The 13,805-nt window shown below is 65.5% G+C and carries 13 protein-coding genes and 3 tRNA genes; 10 read left to right on the forward strand and 6 right to left on the reverse strand.

All coding sequences use genetic code 11. The annotated features are described in order from the left end of the window. Positions 1 to 13: 13 nt before the first annotated feature. Both ACN4E0_RS02475 and ACN4E0_RS02480 read left to right on the forward strand, forming a co-directional pair. Positions 14 to 90 (forward strand) — tRNA-Pro (locus ACN4E0_RS02475). A 108-nt stretch (positions 91 to 198) separates the two neighbouring features. Further along, positions 199 to 612 (forward strand): holin family protein, encoded by a 414-nt coding sequence (locus tag ACN4E0_RS02480; protein WP_419565203.1) that lies wholly within the window; start codon positions 199 to 201, stop codon positions 610 to 612. Positions 613 to 632: 20 nt separating this feature from the next. Here ACN4E0_RS02480 and ACN4E0_RS02485 read toward each other — a convergent pair whose 3' ends face one another. The 3 genes from ACN4E0_RS02485 to ACN4E0_RS02495 all read right to left on the reverse strand — a co-directional run bounded on the left by ACN4E0_RS02485 (position 633) and on the right by ACN4E0_RS02495 (position 4,178). Next, the gene (locus ACN4E0_RS02485) at positions 633 to 1,649 is read right to left on the reverse strand and encodes a sensor histidine kinase (protein ID WP_419565206.1); all 1,017 of its coding nucleotides are present in this window, start codon (positions 1,647 to 1,649) and stop codon (positions 633 to 635) included. A 30-nt stretch (positions 1,650 to 1,679) separates the two neighbouring features. Continuing rightward, on the reverse strand, positions 1,680 to 3,104 hold the full coding sequence (locus ACN4E0_RS02490; protein ID WP_419565208.1) for an ATPase domain-containing protein: 1,425 nt from the start codon (positions 3,102 to 3,104) through the stop codon (positions 1,680 to 1,682). Positions 3,105 to 3,401: 297 nt separating this feature from the next. Beyond that, positions 3,402 to 4,178, reverse strand: a complete 777-nt coding sequence (locus ACN4E0_RS02495; protein WP_419565210.1) for a transglutaminase-like domain-containing protein — start codon at positions 4,176 to 4,178, stop codon at positions 3,402 to 3,404. A 78-nt stretch (positions 4,179 to 4,256) separates the two neighbouring features. On the opposite strand from ACN4E0_RS02495, the gene ACN4E0_RS02500 reads away from it, so the two are divergent. The 3 genes from ACN4E0_RS02500 to accC all read left to right on the forward strand — a co-directional run bounded on the left by ACN4E0_RS02500 (position 4,257) and on the right by accC (position 6,615). Then, positions 4,257 to 4,691, forward strand: a complete 435-nt coding sequence (locus ACN4E0_RS02500) for a type II 3-dehydroquinate dehydratase (RefSeq protein WP_419565213.1) — start codon at positions 4,257 to 4,259, stop codon at positions 4,689 to 4,691. 108 nt (positions 4,692 to 4,799) lie between these two features. Further along, entirely contained in the window at positions 4,800 to 5,255 is a 456-nt protein-coding gene (accB, locus tag ACN4E0_RS02505; protein WP_419565637.1) for an acetyl-CoA carboxylase biotin carboxyl carrier protein, read from the forward strand. A gap of 10 nt (positions 5,256 to 5,265) precedes the next feature. Then, a complete protein-coding gene (accC, locus tag ACN4E0_RS02510) occupies positions 5,266 to 6,615 on the forward strand; it encodes an acetyl-CoA carboxylase biotin carboxylase subunit (RefSeq protein WP_419565215.1) in 1,350 nt (449 codons plus the stop codon). A gap of 168 nt (positions 6,616 to 6,783) precedes the next feature. Here accC and ACN4E0_RS02515 read toward each other — a convergent pair whose 3' ends face one another. Together ACN4E0_RS02515 and ACN4E0_RS02520 are read right to left on the reverse strand one after the other, a co-directional pair. Next, positions 6,784 to 7,218 carry a GFA family protein gene (locus ACN4E0_RS02515; RefSeq protein ID WP_419565218.1) on the reverse strand — a complete coding sequence of 145 codons (435 nt, stop codon included), beginning with the start codon at positions 7,216 to 7,218 and terminating at the stop codon, positions 6,784 to 6,786. Then, a complete protein-coding gene (locus tag ACN4E0_RS02520) occupies positions 7,215 to 7,676 on the reverse strand; it encodes an Lrp/AsnC family transcriptional regulator (protein ID WP_221602945.1) in 462 nt (153 codons plus the stop codon). Before ACN4E0_RS02520 ends, ACN4E0_RS02515 begins: the two co-directional genes overlap by 4 nt. A 244-nt stretch (positions 7,677 to 7,920) precedes the next feature. On the opposite strand from ACN4E0_RS02520, the gene ACN4E0_RS02525 reads away from it, so the two are divergent. From ACN4E0_RS02525 to ACN4E0_RS02545, 5 genes are all read left to right on the forward strand, one after another. Next, complete coding sequence (locus ACN4E0_RS02525) at positions 7,921 to 9,744, forward strand: histidine kinase dimerization/phospho-acceptor domain-containing protein (protein ID WP_419565220.1); 1,824 nt, start codon at positions 7,921 to 7,923, stop codon at positions 9,742 to 9,744. A 12-nt stretch (positions 9,745 to 9,756) separates the two neighbouring features. Then, complete coding sequence (locus ACN4E0_RS02530; RefSeq protein WP_419565639.1) at positions 9,757 to 10,758, forward strand: polysaccharide deacetylase family protein; 1,002 nt, start codon at positions 9,757 to 9,759, stop codon at positions 10,756 to 10,758. A 57-nt stretch (positions 10,759 to 10,815) separates the two neighbouring features. Continuing rightward, positions 10,816 to 10,892, forward strand: a tRNA-Ile gene (locus ACN4E0_RS02535). A 27-nt stretch (positions 10,893 to 10,919) separates the two neighbouring features. Then, a tRNA-Pro gene (locus tag ACN4E0_RS02540) sits at positions 10,920 to 10,996 on the forward strand. Between the two features lie 141 nt (positions 10,997 to 11,137). Next, positions 11,138 to 12,400 carry an MATE family efflux transporter gene (locus ACN4E0_RS02545; protein ID WP_419565222.1) on the forward strand — a complete coding sequence of 421 codons (1,263 nt, stop codon included), beginning with the start codon at positions 11,138 to 11,140 and terminating at the stop codon, positions 12,398 to 12,400. Here ACN4E0_RS02545 and ACN4E0_RS02550 read toward each other — a convergent pair. Then, positions 12,397 to 13,614, reverse strand: a complete 1,218-nt coding sequence (locus ACN4E0_RS02550; RefSeq protein WP_419565224.1) for a GGDEF domain-containing protein — start codon at positions 13,612 to 13,614, stop codon at positions 12,397 to 12,399. The genes ACN4E0_RS02545 and ACN4E0_RS02550 overlap by 4 nt on opposite strands. Positions 13,615 to 13,805: the final 191 nt, after the last annotated feature.

Below are 13,805 nucleotides of genomic sequence, written 5' to 3' on the forward strand. Positions count from 1 at the left end.
CCTCCACTGGTTTCGGGATGTAGCGCAGCCTGGTAGCGCACCATACTGGGGGTGTGGGGGTCGCTGGTTCGAATCCAGTCATCCCGACCAGTGGTTTTCCTCGCAATTCGACGGTCTCGGCAAGCGCTGCTGCACGCGTGCTTTCCTACACGAACCGATATGGTTAGGTGATTCGGTCTCGCAAACCGGAGACGCCCCATGCCGCTCATCGATTCGCTCATCAGCCCGATCGCCTCGATCATCGACAAGGTGATCCCCGACAAGGAAGCGCGCGCCAGGGCCAAGCTCGAGCTGATCGCGCTCGAGGGCACGCAGGAACTCCGGCAGATCGAAGCGCGGCTGTCGGCCATCGTCGCCGAGGCGCAGAGCCGCGACCCCTGGACCAGCCGCGCGCGGCCGAGCTTCCTCTATGTCATGTACGCGCTGATCCTGTTCAGCGTGCCGATGGGCGTGATCGCCGCTTTCGATCCGATCACCGCGCGCGCCATCGGCGAAGGCATGACCCGCTACCTCGCCGCCCTCCCCGAGGCGCTCTACGCGCTCTTCGGTACCGGCTATCTCGGCTACACCGCCGCACGCCAATGGGGCAAGGTCAAGGGCGTGGACCTGTAAGCTTCGGCGCTCTTGCCGGGTCAGGGCTGCGCGGAACCTTCCTCTCCGATCGCCAGCGACAGATCGACCCTGAGGCCCTCGGGCCGGTAGTCGAACGCGCTGCTCCCATCGTATTTTGCCGTCAGCCGCTCGATCATTCGCGTGCCGAAACTCTTGCGGGTCGGAGCGCTGACCGTGGGACCGCCCCGTTCCTGCCACGTCACCGCCAGTTTTCCGTCGTGCCGCTCCCATTCGACCCGAACCACGCCATCCGCGGCGCTCAGCGCTCCGTATTTGGCGGCATTGGTGGCAAGCTCGTGGAGGACGAGCGAGAAATCGAAGGCCAGTCCCTCCGACAGGACGATCTCGGGTCCCTCGAGTTCGAGCTTGCCCTCGCTGAGGCTGAAGGGAGAAACGTGATCGTGAATGATCGCCTTCAGATGCCCTTCGTCGGGCTCCTCCTTGGTCAGGCGTTCGTGCGCCAGCGAGATCGACTGGAGACGCGCGAGCAGTTCTTCCCGAAAATCGTCGATGTCGCGGCAATTCTTTGAAGCGAGCTTTACGGTCGCTTGCAGGATGCCGAGCATGTTGCGGGTGCGGTGGCGCAATTCGTCGAGCAGGAACCTCTGATACTGCTCGCCTTCCGCCAGCCGCTCCATCATCGCCGCAGCCTGGAACTGTCTCTCGCGCAGCTGGATCTGGCTCTTGCAGACGGTGGTGAAAACCGCCTTTCGGAGCGGCTTTTGCAGAACCACCACCGTCGCAGTCGACGAGCTGTCGATGATCCTCTGCGAAGGTCGGGACAGATGCTCCGGATCGCCGATCGCCAGGATCAGCGGAATCGACGACCACAGGGGCGCTGCCTCGGAATGGCGCTCGATCGCCTGCGCCGCTTCCTCGGAGATGGCCTCTTCGGTCAGGATTGCGCAGAGCGGATGGGTCTCGAGGGCTTCGAACAAGGACGCGGCATCCTCGCAAATGTCGCCGTCGTAGCCCATTTCGCTCACGAGGCCGGCTATCGCTTCCGCATCGCCCGCGAGCGGAGCAAAAATTGCCACCACGGGTCGGGGGGCGACCTTCCCAGTCATCTAGGACTGGCTCTCGATCTGCCGCTTGGCCCCTTCCTCGATATCCTCGACATCGACCTTCCCCGGGGCGATGACGAAGTTCTTGATCCGCCGGTCGTGGTCGCTGTGCCTCTTCTTCACCACCGCCAATGTCCGCCGTATCTCGCTTCCTTCCGGCGAGTGGCGGAGGAGAATGATAGAGTCTGCGAGGAAGCTCACGTCGACTTCCGTCCGAGGCGTCTCGCCCAGCAGCCCGTGCTGCGACATGGTGAGTATCACCACCAGGTTCTGCCGCGCCAGCTGCTGCAACAGCGACTGGATCTGCGGAATGAGGTTATGTCGCTCGGGCAGGACGCTCACGAAACCTGAGAGGCTGTCGATGACTACGACATCCAGATCCTCTTCTTCGACCAGGTTGAGGATCGTCTGTGAAAAATGGCCCACCGAAACTTCGGAAGGATCGAAATGCTCGAGAAACAGGGTGCCTTCGCGTTCGGGCTCGACCACGTCGATCCCCACACCTTCGGACCGGTCCCGGTAGACTTCGGGTCTCTCCTCCAGCAGGAAGAGGCCCGCCTTCATCCCCTGCTTGGCCGCCGCACTGGCGAAGACGGTCGCGAGAGTGGATTTCCCGGTTCCCGACTGGCCGGCGATCAGGGTGGTGGTCGCCCGTTCGAGCCCCCCGCCGAGCATGGCGTCGAGGTTTTCGACCTGGGTCTTGAGCTGCTTCCCGACCTTTTGCGGGGGCAGTCTCTGCGGCAGGAGCCGCGCGAAGACGTCCAGCCCCCCTGCTTCAATGTCGAAGTCGTGCCACCCTTCGATGAAGGAGTGGCCACGGAACTTGCGGATCATCAACCGGCGATAGGTGGTTCCGATCTGGGGCGTGTAGCTATCGAGAATGATAACGCCATGGGCAACCCCTTCGATCCGGCGGTCCAGCCCTTCGCCGACATGATCGAGAATGATCGCGGTGGTTCCGAGCTTAACCAGCGAGCGCTTGAGCGCGAGAACGTCCCTCCGATGCTCGTAGTCGCTTCTTGCGAGGAGCCGCATCTCGAGGAGCGAATCGAATACCAGTCTCTCCGGCTTGACCCTCTCGACGATCGAATGGACCTGCGACAGCAGGTCATCGAGATCTTCCTCCTGGGTATTGACCGCATACTGATCGGGTGCGCCGTCATTCCCGAGGTCCACGAACTCAAGGTCGAGCGCGCCGAGGTCGAAGCCGTGGCTTTCCGCGATATGCTCCAGTTCGGCCCTTGTCTGGGCCACGCTGATCAGCAGGCTCTTCTCACCCTCCTTCGCGCCCTCCAGCAGGAACTGCAGCCCCAGCGTGGTCTTCCCCGATCCGGCATGGCCCTGCAGCAAGGTGATGCTGCTCTTGGGGACGCCCCCATGGAGGATGATATCAAGCCCGCTGATCCCGGTCGAAATGACTTCTCCCATTGAACTCCCCCGGCCCTCTGCGGCCAATCGTGTTGCGGCATGATGGCGTGTGCGATGGTTCGAATTGCACGCGCGACGGTTCGAATATTACAGATAGTATGCTTTAGGGCGGTCGAGCGTTCCAGCGGCATCGCGCGGTAGACGCTGCGCGAGAGAGACCGAGGCTCCGCGATCGGCGAGGCAAAGCAGCTGTATCAGCGACCATCGTGGACCGCTTGCTCCATGCCTTCTGACGGCTGGTCCCTATCTATACGCGTGTCGCGATCGAGCATCGCCGGCCTCTTCCGTCGCCTTGCCTCACAGAGCCGAGACCGAGATTTCCTGCGCCCTCATTTCTGCGGAGCCGTAGCTCGTCAGAAACGAGACGTCGGCGGCGTCTCGCCCGACACCGATCTTGGCGATGTCCTGTGCCGTCGCCATGCCGGTCGCATCCACCGGATACCAGGCTCCCTCGAGGAAGACCTCCGCCACGGCGTGGAAATCCTGCGGTTCGACGTTGGGCGCGTAGACGCTGGCAAAGCGCGCGGGGATCGCGCTGGCTCGCGCCATGGTGACGAGCAGATGCGCGAAATCGCGGCACACGCCGCAGCGCGAAACGAAGGTTTCCATCGCATCGGTGCCCGCATTGCTGCTGCCCGATCTGTATTCGATCGAGTCCGCGATCCAGTCGCGCATCGCGGCGATCCGCGCGCCGCCCGCCGTATCGCCGAACTCGGCTTCGACGAGCGCCATGAATTCGTCGGCGGGACAATAGCGCGACGGGAAGAGATACTCGACAGCTTCGGCGGGCAGATCATGGGGCGGCACGGCGGCCAGCGTCTCGATCTCCGCATCGAGCCGCCGGATGTCGACGGTCGCCTCGTAGCGGACCTTCAGCCTCCCTTCGGTCTGGAAGCAGATTCTTTCGCCGATCGTATCGTGGCCGGGCAGCCGGGCGAAATGCTCGACATCGGAGAGGTCGATATGCGCGTGCTCGATCCGCTGCTCGGGAATGGCGGCGGCCTCGATCTGCAGGATGATGTCGGTCGGGGCCTGAAAGGCATAGTCGAGTTCGGTGGTGATCGAGAGGCGCATGCCGAGACAATGCCCGAAGGTGCACCTTCGGTCCCGAGCCCGCTTTTCCCCGGCCCCAACAGCCGCTAACCCCATCCCATGACCGACATCGTCTTCGTCCTCAACGGCCCCAATCTCAACCTGCTGGGAACGCGCGAGCCCGAGATCTATGGCTCCGACACCCTCGCCGATATCGAGGCCATGCTGCAGGACAAGGCGCGCCGGCTCGGCCTCGCCGTCGACTTCCGCCAGACCAATCACGAGGGCGTCCTGGTCGACTGGTTGCACGAAGCGCGTAGCGTGGGGGCCAAGGCGGTGCTGCTCAATGCGGCGGCCTATACCCACACCTCGATCGCCCTGCTCGACGCAATCAAGGCGATCGAATTGCCGGTCATCGAGGTCCACCTCTCCGATCCCGCGACGCGCGAGCCCTTCCGCCACATCTCCTATGTCGGGCTGGGCGCGGTGGACGAAGTCAAGGGATTGGGCGCGCACGGCTATGCCGTAGCGTTGGAGAAGGCGGCGGCGCTCTAAAACGCGCGCGCACCCCTTGCCCTATGCTCCCGCGCGGAGCATAGGCGGGCCAAACAACATACAAGGGGTTCCATGGCCGACCATAAGGGCAGCGCCGGCAAGTCCGGCATGAACGTCGACACCGCTCTCGTACGTGAGCTCGCCGAAATGCTGGGCGAGACCGGCCTTGTCGAAATCGAGGTCGAGGATGGCGATCGGAAGATCCGCGTCTCGCGCGGTGGCGGCGTGGCGATGGCCGCGGCACCCGCGCCGATGGCGGTACCGGCAGCCGCCGCACCCGCCCCTGCCGCTGCGGCACCCGCACCCGAAGCCAATGCAGGCGCCGATGTCGCAGGCGCGATCAAGTCGCCCATGGTCGGCACCGTCTATCTCGCCCCCGAACCCGGCGCGGCGGATTTCATCACCATCGGCGCCAGCGTCAAGGAAGGCCAGACGCTGCTGATCGTCGAGGCGATGAAGGTGATGAACCCGATCACCGCCGACAAGGCCGGGACGGTAAAGGCGATTCTCGTCGAGAACGCCCAGCCGGTCGAATTCGACCAGCCGCTCGTCGTCATCGGCTGAGGTCGGTCCCGTGAGCATTTCCCGTATCCTCATCGCCAACCGCGGCGAAATCGCGCTGCGCATCCATCGCGCGGCGCACGAGATGGGCATCGAGACCGTCGCGGTGCACTCCACCGCCGATGCCGATGCCATGCACGTCCGCCTGGCCGACCACGCCGTGTGCATCGGTCCGCCCGCTGCCGCCGACAGCTATCTCAATATCGCCAACATCATCTCGGCCGCCGAAGTCAGCCATGCCGATGCGATCCACCCGGGCTATGGCTTCCTTTCGGAAAACGCCAAGTTCGCCGAGATCGTCGAGGCGCACGACATCGCCTGGATCGGCCCCAAGCCCGAACACATCCGCACAATGGGCGACAAGGTCGAGGCGAAGAAGACCGCGGGCGCGCTGGGCCTGCCCTTGGTGCCCGGCAGCGACGGTGCGGTCGGCACCGTCGAGGAAGCGCGCAAGGTCGCCGACGAGATCGGCTATCCCGTCATCATCAAGGCCGCCAGCGGCGGCGGCGGTCGCGGAATGAAGGTCTGCGAGAGCGAGGACCAGCTCGAAAGCCTGATGAAGCAGGCGGGCAGCGAGGCCAAGGCCGCCTTCGGGGACGCCACGGTCTATATCGAGAAATACCTCGGCGATCCGCGCCACATCGAATTCCAGATCTTCGGCGACGGCAATGGCAACGCCGTTCACCTCGGCGAACGCGACTGCTCGCTCCAGCGCCGGCACCAGAAGGTGCTCGAGGAAGCCCCTTCCCCCGTGCTCGGCGACGAAGACCGCATGCGCATGGGCGAGGTCTGCGCGCAGGCGATGCGCGACATGGGCTATCGCGGCGCGGGCACGATCGAGTTCCTGTGGGAAAACGGCGAGTTCTACTTCATCGAGATGAACACCCGCCTGCAGGTTGAACACCCGGTGACCGAGGCGATCACCGGCGTCGACCTGGTGCGCGAACAGATCCGCATCGCGGCGGGCCACCCGCTCTCGGTCAAGCAGGACGAGATCGAGTTCAAGGGCCATGCGATCGAATGTCGCATCAATGCCGAGGACCCGTGGACCTTCGCGCCCTCGCCCGGCGAAGTGACCTACTACCACGCCGCCGGCGGCATGCATGTGCGCGTCGATAGCGGGCTGTACCAGGGCTATCGTATCCCGCCCTATTACGACAGCATGATCGCCAAGCTGATCGTTTACGGCCGCACGCGCGACGGCTGCATGATGCGGCTGAAGCGCGCGCTCGAGGAAATGGTGGTCGAAGGGGTCAAGACCTCGATCCCGCTGCACCAGGAACTGCTCCAGCAGGACGACGTGAAGAGCGGCCGGTATTCGATCAAGTGGCTCGAGGAATGGCTGAAAACGCGCGAGGGGTGACCGACGCCACCGGGTCCAGCGAGGGATGGCCCTGCCGGTATCATGGCGGACAATCAATCCGATCCGGTCGCCAAAGCAGCTGGTTCACGGCGAACCGGTTGACATGGGCTGCGATGAGATCGCCCGCATTGGACTTGGTGCTGGCGGACGCCGACGTGGCTCGCGCCGCTAGCCGAAGCTGAAACCCGCCGCTTTCGCCTCGGCAATCACCTCGTCAGCAGTCTGGCGCGGATGATCGCCTTCGAGGCGGCACCATTCGGCGCGCTCGTCGGAGAAAATCTCCTTCTCAATGCCATGCGCAGCTGCCGCATCGAACAGTCCGGCTGAAAAGCTGCGATTGCCGGTCGGCAGGAAGCGGAACCAGAGGCCGCTGCCGCAGTGCGAGCAGAAGGCCCGTTCGGCCCACTCGCTCGAGCGATACACGGTGATCAGGTCTTCGCCTGAAACCTTCGGATTTGCGCCCGTCTGGGCGGCATAGAAAGCCCCGCCCCAGCGTCGGCACATGGCGCATTGGCAGATTTCGACTTCGGGCTTGGGATCGTCGAGCGTGATCGTGACCGCGCCGCAGAGGCAGTGGCCCTCGATCCGCTCGCCCGCGCTCACAACGGAACGCCGGGCTCGTGCTTGCTCGTACGGATGGTCAGCGAGGTCTTCACGCTTTCGACATTCGGCGCAGGGGTCAGCTTGCTGGTGAGGAATTCCTGGAAGCTTTGCAGGTCCTTGCTGACGATCTTGATGATGAAGTCGATCTCGCCGTTGAGCATGTGCACTTCGCGCACTTCGGGCAGGTCGCGCATCGCCGCCTCGAATTCGCGCAGCGCGTCCTCGGCCTGACTCTTGAGGCTGACCATGGCGAAGACGGTGATCGAGAAGCCCAGCTTCGACGGATCGAGTTCGGCGTGATAGCCCCTGATCACGCCCTCTTCCTCGAGCGCGCGGACGCGGCGCAGGCACGGCGGGGCGGTCAGCCCCACACGATGGGCGAGCTCGACATTGGTGATTCGCCCCTCCGTCTGGAGTTCACCCAGCAATCGCCGGTCGATATCGTCGAGATTGGCCATACTCACTGCCTCTGCTACCCTGGCGCCATTGGCGGGGCATCGCGAAACTTCCACGAAATGTTGACAACGCGATGCAGCCGTCTTGGCTAACATTATTAGCTTTGCCAGCAATTGTCCCGCTTTGCAACGCGGCTGAGCGGCTCATTGGCGGTAAATGGGCCGGTAACTATATCCATTGTCGCCCGGCCAATGCCGCGCTGTCATGGGGAATCCCTAGACCCGACGCCCCCGATCCGGAGACCGAATGCACTTCGACGACCGCCTTGCCACCGTGCTGCGCCTCCGCGCCGCTGGCGAGCGTGCGGCGAAGACGCAGTTCCGCCAGCTGCTCGACCTGCTCGGCGAGCGGCCACAGGCGGGCGATCCGGCGCTCAAGGCGGCCGCCTATCTCCGGCTGATCGCGCTGGCCGAGGTCATCCCGGTGCCCGAGCGCGCGACGATCGTGGGCGAGAACGGGTGGCGCTTCCGCAATCCCGAACTGGTGCGCTGGTTCGGCGAGGCGCATCCGGCGATTGCAGCTGCGGCGCTCTATCGCGCGCAGTTGACGGGCGCGGAATGGGCCGAGCTGATCCCGCGCCTGCCGATCCGCGCGCGCGGCTTCCTGCGCCACCGCCGCGACCTGCCCGACGCCGCGGTGCGCGTGCTCGACCGGCTGGGCGTTTCCGACCGCGCCCTGCCCATGCCCGCCAGCCCCGCACGGGCGCCCCGGACGGCAACCGACGATGAGGCACGGATCGAACCGGACCCGATCGAGCCGCTGGTCCTGCGTCCGGCGCTCGAGGAAGTTGCCCCTCAGGTCGAGGAAGTTGCCCCTCAGGTCGCCGATGGCACAGAGATAGACGCCGCAGCGGAAGACGCGCCGCAACCGGCGACATCGTCGAAGGCTTCGGCGCCGACCGGCCAAGCCGCCGGCAAATCCGAGGATATCCGCGCGCTGGTCGAGCGGATCGAGACCTTCCGCAAGGCCCGCAGCGCATCGCAAAGCGACGAGGCGCCGACCCTGCCGATGGCGGGGCTCGACGAGGCCTCGCATCGCAAGCCGCTGGCCGCCTTCAGTTTCGGCACCGGGTCCGAAGGCCGGATCGACTGGGCCGAACCCGAAATCGCGCCGATGGTGATCGGTATCGACCTGGCCCAGCACCGCGAGGCCGACCGGGGCGGCGAAGATTTTGCCGCCGCCTTCGCCAACCGCCAGCCGGTCCGCGGCGTGGCCGTATCGCTGCGCGGTGCGGAAGCGATAGAGGGCGACTGGATCGTCGATGCCGCGCCGCGCTTCACCCGCGGCGAAGGCCGCTTCTTCGGCTATGTCGGCCGTTTCCGCCGCGCGGTCGAACCGGTGGACGACCGTGCGCAACGCGGGGCCGACCGGCTGCGCCAGCTGCTCCACGAACTGCGCACGCCGGTCAACGCGATGCAGGGCTATGCCGAGGTCATCCAGCAGCAGGTCTTCGGCCCGACGCCGCATGAATACCGCGCGCTGGCGGCCTCGATCGCCGGCGATTCGGCGCGCATTCTTGCCGGATTCGACGAACTCGACCGGCTCGCACGGCTCGAAACCGGCGCGCTCGACCTCGATTCAGGCGAGAGCGATTTCGTCGCCATCGTGCGCGGACAGATCGCCCAGCTGCAGACCGTCCTCGGCCCGCGGGTCGCCCGGTTCGAAGCGCGGATCGCCGATCGCGCCGCGTCGCTCGCGCTCGCGCAGCACGAGGCGGAAATGCTCGGCTGGCGCATCCTGGCGACGCTCGCCGGGGCGACCGGCGCGGGCGAAACCGTGCCACTGAGCCTGTCGCTGGCGGACGAGCAGGTCGCACTGCGCATCCAGCTACCCGCGCAGCTCGCCGGGGCCGAGGACGTCTTCGCCTCCGATATCCGCTCGGCCGGAAGCACGCTCAGTTCGGGCATCTTCGGCGCGGGCTTCTCGCTCCGCCTCGCCCGCGCGGAGGCGCGCGCGGCAGGAGGGGAATTGTCGCGTGAGGACAATATGCTGGTGCTGAGCCTGCCGCTATTGACCGGTGCCGAGGCGCTCCCTAGCCCTGCCGATGCGCCCGATCGCGCCGCCGGTTAGGACACTCCGACAATCATCTACGCCAACCTCCTTCATCCGCCGCACCCTTCGCAAACCGCGCGCTTTGCCGAAGGATTCGGCCAGCGCGTGCTGCTGACCGTCGATACGGAGGAGGAATTCGACTGGAACGGCCCGTTCCGCGCCGAAGGCTACGGCCTCAGCCACGTCCGCGCGATTTCGGGCTTCCAGGAATTCTGCGAGGGGATCGGGGTTTCGCCGGTCTACCTGGTCGACTGGCCGATCGCCAACGATCCGCTGGCGCGCGAGATCATCGGCGATGCGGTGCGCGCGGGCAAGGCCGAGGTGGGCGTCCAGCTGCACCCATGGGTCAACCCGCCGCATCACGAGGAAGTCAACACCTACAACAGCTTCGCCGGCAATTTGCAGGAAGAGCTCGAAGCTTCCAAATTCCGCCGCCTGCGCGATGCGATCGAAACGGGCTTCGGCGCGGCGCCGCGCATCTACCGCGCCGGACGCTATGGCCTCGGCCCGCATACCGCCCGGCTCCTGAGCGAGAACGGCATCGCGATCGATAGTTCGGTGCGCGCGCGCTACGATTATTCGGAAGGTCACGGGCCCGATTACAGCCGCCATCCGGTGACGCCCTACTGGACCGACCCGGAACGCAAGCTGCTCGAGCTGCCGCTGACGACCGTGTTCTGGGGTCTGTTGCGGAGGCAGGGGCAGAGGCTCTTCCCGCTGACCGCGAAATTCCCCTTGCTCGGCGGGCTGCTGTCGCGGCTCGGCCTGCTCGAGCGGATCGGCCTGACGCCAGAAGGAGTGAGCGAGGAAGAGGCCTTGCGCGCCATCGACATCGCGCTCGACGACGAACTGCCGGTGCTGGTGCTGAGCTTCCACAGTCCCTCGCTCGCCGCGGGGCTGACACCCTACGTCCGCAGCGAGGAGGACCTCGATGCGCTCTACGACTGGCTGCGCACCGTCTTCGCCTATCTCGGCAGTCGCGGGGTACGGCCGACGACGATCGAGGAAATCATGCTGGCGGTGGACGCCTAGCGCTTGCAAGCCCATCGCGCCGGGGCTAGGCGCGTGCCTTCCGCACGGCGTGGCTGGGGGCCTGTAGCTCAGTTGGTTAGAGCTGGCCGCTCATAACGGCTAGGTCGCGGGTTCGAGTCCTGCCGGGCCCACCAAGCCTGGCGCCTTGCGGGAAACACGGTCGGGGAGTGGCGCAGCCTGGTAGCGCACTTGTTTTGGGTACAAGGGGTCGCTGGTTCGAATCCAGTCTCCCCGACCAGTTTTTCGGATTCGGGGCCGTCCCGGGAGGCGGCTCCGACCGAGAGACTCACATGCGACAGCGCGTGAGGAGCCCCGCCTGAACACCTCGCCCGCCCCCATCGTCGACAACCGCCTGATCTGGGCCATCGCCCTGCCCGCCATGGTCACCAACGTGGCCACCGCGCTGATCGGGATGGGCGACATGTGGATCGTCGGCCAGCTGGGCGATGCGCCGACGCAGGGCGCGGTCGATGTCGGCGCCAAGCTGTTCGCCGCACTGTTCACCGTGATGAACTTCCTCAAGACCGGCACCACCGGTCTCGTCGCGCAGGCGGGCACGCGGCAGGGCTCGCAGGCGCAGGCCGAGGTGCTGCTGAAGGGGCTGACGGTCGGCCTGTCGATCGCGGCGGCACTGCTGCTCTTGAAGCCGGTGCTCCTGCCGCTGCTGCTCGATGCGCTGGGGGCGGACGCCCGCGTGCGCACGGCTGCCGTGATCTATGCCGACATCCGCTATTGGAGCGCGCCGGCCGTGATGGCCAATTTCGCGCTGGTCGGCTTCCTCGTAGGCCGTCGCCGGATGCGCACGGTGCTGGCGATCGAAGTGGCGTACAATCTGCTCAACGTCGCGCTCGGCCTGTGGCTGACGCTCGGGCTCGACTGGGGGATCGCGGGTATCGGCTGGTCGAGCTTCATCGCCGAATTCGCCAAGCTCGCGGTCACAGCGGCGCTGATCCTGCGCATCGCGGGCGACGATCTCTGTGCCGCCCTGCGCAAGGGATCGGGCATGACCTGGCGCGCTCTGCGCCCCTTTCTCGCGGTCAATCGCGACCTCTTCCTGCGTACGGTGGTGCTCATGATCGCGATCGCCGCACTGACTCGGCTGGGCGCCGACCGCGGGCCGGTGGTGCTGGCGGCCAACGGGATCGTCTACCAGCTCTTCATCCTCTCCGCGCTCCTGCTCGACGGGTTCGAGAACGCCGCGCAGGTGCTCAATGGCGAACGCGCGGGAGCGGCCGATCGCGAAGGGTTTCGCGCCTATGTCGGAGCCATTCTGTGGCGCTGCCTCGGCCTCGCCTGCATCGGTGCGGGGGTCTTCGCGCTTTTCGGTACAGCGATCACCGACAGCTTCGCCGCCACTTCGTCCGTTGCCGCCGAAGCGCGCAGGCTGTGGCCGTGGATCGTCGCCTTGCCGCTGGCGGGCTTTGCCGGTTTCGTGCTCGACGGGGTGTTCGTCGGGGCAAGCTGGACGCGCGCGCTGCTGCTGTCGATGGCGGGCGCAGTGGCGGGCTACGGCGTGATGCTATGGCTCACCTGGCCGCTCGGCAATCACGGATTGTGGCTCAGCTTTTGCGTTTTCCTGATGCTGCGCGCGGTCCTGCAGCTGGCGATGATGCCGCGACGCTTGCGGCGATCCTTCGCCTAGGCGATGGCCTCGCGCATGTCGCTCCGCTCGTCCGTCTCGGGCTTGATCGGGGTGACGACGGCGCCCTGCTTGTCGCCATCGCGAACGGTCCGATTGCGACCCGTATCCTTGGCGCGATAGAGCGCGGCATCGGTGCGCGCGAACAGCTTGCCATAGCCTTCGCCCTCGCCGCGCCCGGCGGCACCGAAGCTGGCGGTCAGGCGGTGATCGTCGGGCATGCCCTTGATCTGCGCCTCGGCGAACTTGCGGCGGATGCGTTCGGCCATCGTCCCTGCGGCTTCCTCTTCGCAGTTCCACGCGAGAATGCAGAATTCCTCGCCGCCGATCCGTCCGGCGATATCGGTATCGCGGATCGTCCCGCGGATCACCTCGCCGAAGCGGGCGATCGCCTGGTCGCCAACCTGGTGACCCCAGACGTCGTTGACCGCCTTGAAATGGTCGATATCGGCGACCACCAGCGAAACGGGCAGATACTCCTGCTTCGCCTTTTCCAGCAGCTCGACGACATCCTGCTCGAAGGCGCGCCGCGTCCGCAAGCCGGTCAATCCGTCGATCTCCGCCTGTTCGCGGACAGCCTGAATCTGGTCGTAAAGACATGCTCCGACCAGAGTGACCGCCGTCATCAACGACTGGATGGTCACCGCCACGCTGAGGACCGAATAGTAGATGGATTCGCGATAGACGCTCGCCTCGCTGCCGCCCGCAAGGAGCAGGGTCAGCACGGGGCGGATGAGGAATTGTGCCGAAGATACCGCGAATAGCACGACGACCAGCGTGTCGATGGCAGTGCGGCGCTGCGCCTGCAGCATCGCCATCGTTCCCATGAGGAACATCACCGCATAGCCCGAATTGACGATATGGAGGCGCGGCTCGGTTTCCGGCGACATCGCCACCGCGACCGCAAGGGTCGCGGCTGAAAGGAAATAGACGATGGCGAGTCCGCCCAGCGAGACGCGCTGGCCCATCCTCCGCGCTGCACCCCACACCGCGCAAGCGCTGCCCAGCGAATAGAACAGCTGCGTCAGATGGAACACATACCACTGGCCCGGATCGAGCACATGAGTGGCAACGAAACCGAACCCGAAAAAGAGATAGGATGCGGCGAAGGCAAGCACGTAGTTGCCCATACGTCCACGACGCCAGAGCACCAGAAAGACGACGACGAACACGATCGCCATCATCGGTGTTATCAGTCCTAAGATCTGTTCGCGCATGGACTGCCCCTGCCCTTCCTATCGCCTTCGATACGCTCCGTCGGTTAAGACTTGGTGTAGGTAAATACCCCAGTGGCGGCGCCATCGGGTTTCCCGCCCTACTTGTCCAGCCCTTGTTGTAAGATTGCGACAATTCTCTTCGGTAGAGAGATTACGGCAGGCCTGCCCGCCCCCTCGCCGCGCTTGCCCCG

Source organism: Qipengyuania sp. (genome assembly GCF_048550555.1).
In the GTDB taxonomy this organism is placed as follows: Bacteria; Pseudomonadota; Alphaproteobacteria; order Sphingomonadales; family Sphingomonadaceae; genus Qipengyuania.

What these genes read in the sequence shown, in the direction of transcription:
- ACN4E0_RS02480 (WP_419565203.1), top strand. Translation starts at nt 199, where the DNA reads ATGCCGCTCATCGATTCGCTCATCAGCCCGATCGCCTCGATCATCGAC.
- ACN4E0_RS02490 (WP_419565208.1), bottom strand. Translation starts at nt 3,104, where the DNA reads ATGGGAGAAGTCATTTCGACCGGGATCAGCGGGCTTGATATCATCCTC.
- ACN4E0_RS02495 (WP_419565210.1), bottom strand. Translation starts at nt 4,178, where the DNA reads ATGCGCCTCTCGATCACCACCGAACTCGACTATGCCTTTCAGGCCCCG.
- ACN4E0_RS02500 (WP_419565213.1), top strand. Translation starts at nt 4,257, where the DNA reads ATGACCGACATCGTCTTCGTCCTCAACGGCCCCAATCTCAACCTGCTG.
- accB (WP_419565637.1), top strand. Translation starts at nt 4,800, where the DNA reads ATGAACGTCGACACCGCTCTCGTACGTGAGCTCGCCGAAATGCTGGGC.
- ACN4E0_RS02520 (WP_221602945.1), bottom strand. Translation starts at nt 7,676, where the DNA reads ATGGCCAATCTCGACGATATCGACCGGCGATTGCTGGGTGAACTCCAG.
- ACN4E0_RS02525 (WP_419565220.1), top strand. Translation starts at nt 7,921, where the DNA reads ATGCACTTCGACGACCGCCTTGCCACCGTGCTGCGCCTCCGCGCCGCT.
- ACN4E0_RS02545 (WP_419565222.1), top strand. Translation starts at nt 11,138, where the DNA reads ATGGTCACCAACGTGGCCACCGCGCTGATCGGGATGGGCGACATGTGG.
- ACN4E0_RS02550 (WP_419565224.1), bottom strand. Translation starts at nt 13,614, where the DNA reads ATGCGCGAACAGATCTTAGGACTGATAACACCGATGATGGCGATCGTG.